Annotated in this window: 4 protein-coding genes; 1 reads left to right on the top strand and 3 read right to left on the bottom strand. The window is 38.9% G+C overall.

Annotation, left to right across the window (positions count from 1 at the left end; genetic code table 11):
• Positions 1-101: 101 nt before the first annotated feature.
• The 3 genes from WDC_RS08985 to WDC_RS08975 all read right to left on the bottom strand — a co-directional run bounded on the left by WDC_RS08985 (position 102) and on the right by WDC_RS08975 (position 2,203).
• Positions 102-842 carry an SDR family oxidoreductase gene (locus tag WDC_RS08985; protein WP_044011527.1) on the bottom strand — a complete coding sequence of 247 codons (741 nt, stop codon included), beginning with the start codon at positions 840-842 and terminating at the stop codon, positions 102-104.
• A gap of 26 nt (positions 843-868) precedes the next feature.
• Positions 869-1,669, bottom strand: a complete 801-nt coding sequence (locus WDC_RS08980) for a Cof-type HAD-IIB family hydrolase (protein ID WP_044011526.1) — start codon at positions 1,667-1,669, stop codon at positions 869-871.
• Between the two features lie 90 nt (positions 1,670-1,759).
• Positions 1,760-2,203 (bottom strand): MarR family winged helix-turn-helix transcriptional regulator, encoded by a 444-nt coding sequence (locus WDC_RS08975; RefSeq protein ID WP_044011525.1) that lies wholly within the window; start codon positions 2,201-2,203, stop codon positions 1,760-1,762.
• Positions 2,204-2,336: 133 nt separating this feature from the next.
• On the opposite strand from WDC_RS08975, the gene WDC_RS08970 reads away from it, so the two are divergent.
• Positions 2,337-3,146 (top strand): LicD family protein, encoded by an 810-nt coding sequence (locus WDC_RS08970; RefSeq protein ID WP_044011524.1) that lies wholly within the window; start codon positions 2,337-2,339, stop codon positions 3,144-3,146.
• Positions 3,147-3,189 lie beyond the last annotated feature (43 nt).

Genomic DNA, 3,189 nt, shown 5'->3' with positions numbered 1-3,189 from the left:
TTTTACTTCAGCCTCTTTTTATTTTACGAACATTATTTTCAAAACGCGGAAAAAACAGCTTCTTTCGCGTTTGTCACTTTCTTGTTAAATTAATTTCTTTATTACATTGGTTGTTGTGTTGGTCGCAACAAAATTTCATTAATGCTGACATTATCCGGTTGATCAATTGCATATGCAACAGCATTAGCAATATCCTCAGCCTTCAATCCTATTGATCGTTCACTGTCATAAGTGTTCTGCTTCGTCGTTTCATCCGTGATTGTTGAGTACAATTCGGTTTCAACTGCTCCTGGAGAAACAATCATTGACCTAATATTATTTTTGCCTTCTTCTTGCCGCAAACCTTCCATAATCGTTCGAACTGCAAATTTAGTCCCAGCATACACCGCGGTATTAGGATGGACCACATGACCGGCAACGGAATCAGTGGCAATAATTTGACCGCCACCTTGCTGTTGCATTACTGGTAGTGCAGCAGCAATACCATACAAGACGCCCTTAATGTTGACATCAACCATTTTTTCCCATTCATCAACTTTTAATAAGTGTAATTCCGAGATTGGCATCAGACCAGCATTGTTATACAAAACATCTAGTCGACCAAATTTGCTGGTCGCTAATGCGACTAGGCTGGTAACCTGTTTTCGATCAGTGACATCTGTTACTTGGGCCACTGCCTGCCCACCAGCTTGCTCAATTTCTGCCACTAATTTGTCCAATCGCTCTTCTCTTCGTGCCCCTAGTACAACCTTAGCTCCTTTGCGAGCCAGTTTTTTTGCGGTTGCTTCGCCAATACCACTGGAAGCTCCTGTAATTACAACTACCTTGTCTGTTAAACTCACTTAATTTTCCTTCTTTCATCTACTAGCTAAGCAAAATATTTTTCCAAGAAAACAGCGACACCATCTTGATCGTTGTTCAATGTGACGTCTGTTCCTTGTTCTTTGATGGCAGGCAGGCCATTATCCATTACCACACCAACTTGGGCTGCTTGGAGCATGCCTAAATCGTTTTCAGCATCCCCAAAACTCATCAGATTATCAAACGTCCAATGATAATGAGCGAGCAATGCTCTTAATCCAACCGCTTTATCCATGTCATGATCTAAAAACTCCAAAATTTTAGGTTGTGACCGCACAATATGATAATGTTCAAACATGGCCGGCGTCAACTCTTTGTATGCTCGGTTCAACACATCTGGCTGACTCGCAATCACGGCTTTACTGTAAGGTTCATCTTTTAATTGTGCAAAATCGGTTGGAATAAAATCAATTTTAGCATTCAACATTTGTTGATAAATTGATGGTCGCAAATCAGATAGCGGATAAACAGACTGAAAGTCAAGCACATCAAGCGGTAAGTGATTATTTGCACCAAATTCATGTAATAAGGTCAACTGTTGCTTAGTAATTCCCTGCCGGATCAAAATCTGTCGTTGCGGATTTTGAATTACTAACGCGCCATTAAATGTAATTGTAAAATCCTCTACGCCTGTTAGGCCTAGTTGCTCAATATATTTCCAAATTGCATTGATGGGACGGCCAGTACACAACACAATCTTGATGCCCTGTGCAGACAAATTTTTCAATACCCGTTCATTGCGCGTACTAATTTTTTTATCAGTAGTCAATAACGTACCGTCTAAATCAAGCGCAATCATTTTTATCATCTAAGTCCCCCCTTTTATATAGCAATAATTTTATCATTAATATGGAAAAACAAAAACTGGCCCAATCAACTAGGGCCAGCTGCGTAACAATTACTTGTCGTCTGGTTTCACAATTTTGCGGTCAAAGTCTTCAATGAAGTCAAGAATTTCTTGTGCCTTATCTTCACCAAACACGTCGACCCAACCCGCAAACCGAGTCGTCACATTTTGACTAATTTCAGCTTCAACAATCTTGCCAGTTTTTGTCAGGTGCAAGAAAAGGCGGCGACGATCGTGCGGATCAGCCCGCTGGTAAATATATTTATGTCGCAACAAAACTTTAATTTGGCGAGAAATAGCACTACGAGTCACTTGCCGATTTTCAGCAATATCCATCAGCATAATCTTTTTTTCAGTTGCAACATCATGCAAAATCAGGTACTGTTCAAATGACAAATGATATTTAGCGGCTGGTTCTGAAATAAAACTATCCAACGATTTTAGTGTCGACATATATAAACTTATTGCTTTATTTAGCAAGTATTCAGAAGCCATAAACACACCTTCATCTTCGTTTAATTTGATAATTCTTTTGATTCAATCAAATAACGCTACCTTTTTTCCTTAGTTTAGAATATGCTACACTAAGTTAATTCTGTCAATACATTAATTATTAGGAGCATTAACCTTGAAGCTAAAACCAATCCATAATATTGAAATAAATTTACTCGAAACTTTTATCCTGCTGTGCAAGCAATACTCATTATCCTATTTTTTAATTGGCGGTTCTCTGCTCGGTGCAATTCGACATCAAGGCTTTATCCCATGGGATGATGATCTGGATATTGGTATGACCCGCGCTGATTACAATCAGTTTCTCAAGGTGGCCCCCGTCACCTTGTCACACTCTAGCTACTTTTTACAAACGCCCTATTCGGACCGTAATTATGGTCTTAGTTATGCCAAACTACTGGATTTAACTACTGACATTCAAGAATTAAATAACATTAATAACGCCAAAAAAGGAATTTTCATTGATATTTTTCCCTTTGATGCCATTCCCGCTAGTAGCAATGAACGGACCGCTCAAATGGCAAAATTCAAGTTGTATGACAGTTCCATTATTGTTCGGCTGGGCTACCATTTGGTGGATAGCCCCTTACGTAAAATGATTCAGCCTTTATCAGTGAAACAATATAATGAAGTGCGGCAGTTAAAACATAAACGAGATGCCGTAATGGAACAGTTTAATGATAGTGGCACCACTGAGTTTAAAAACATGGCCTCGCAGTATCGCTACAAAAAAGAGATTATGACCGCCGCTGACATTACTAATTTAATTACTCATCCATTTGAACACTTAAATGTTAGCATCCCTGCCAATTATGACCAACTATTAACTCAAATGTACGGTAATTACATGCAACTACCGCCTGAAAGCGAGCGGGTACAAAAACACTTTGCGTCCATCTCAATTAATGGTCAAAAACTAGAATAGTATTAATAAAAAAACAGTTTACCTTAACCTGCATCAACGCAAA

This window comes from Paucilactobacillus wasatchensis, assembly GCF_000876205.1.
GTDB classification, from domain to species: Bacteria; Bacillota; Bacilli; order Lactobacillales; family Lactobacillaceae; genus Paucilactobacillus; species Paucilactobacillus wasatchensis.
The sequence above is the reverse complement of the archived record's forward strand: the minus strand, read 5'-3'. Positions and strand labels throughout refer to the sequence as shown.

Bases quoted from the DNA above. Each gene is read 5' to 3' on its own strand.
- WDC_RS08980 (WP_044011526.1), bottom strand. From the start codon at position 1,669: ATGATAAAAATGATTGCGCTTGATTTAGACGGTACGTTATTGACTACT.
- WDC_RS08975 (WP_044011525.1), bottom strand. From the start codon at position 2,203: ATGGCTTCTGAATACTTGCTAAATAAAGCAATAAGTTTATATATGTCG.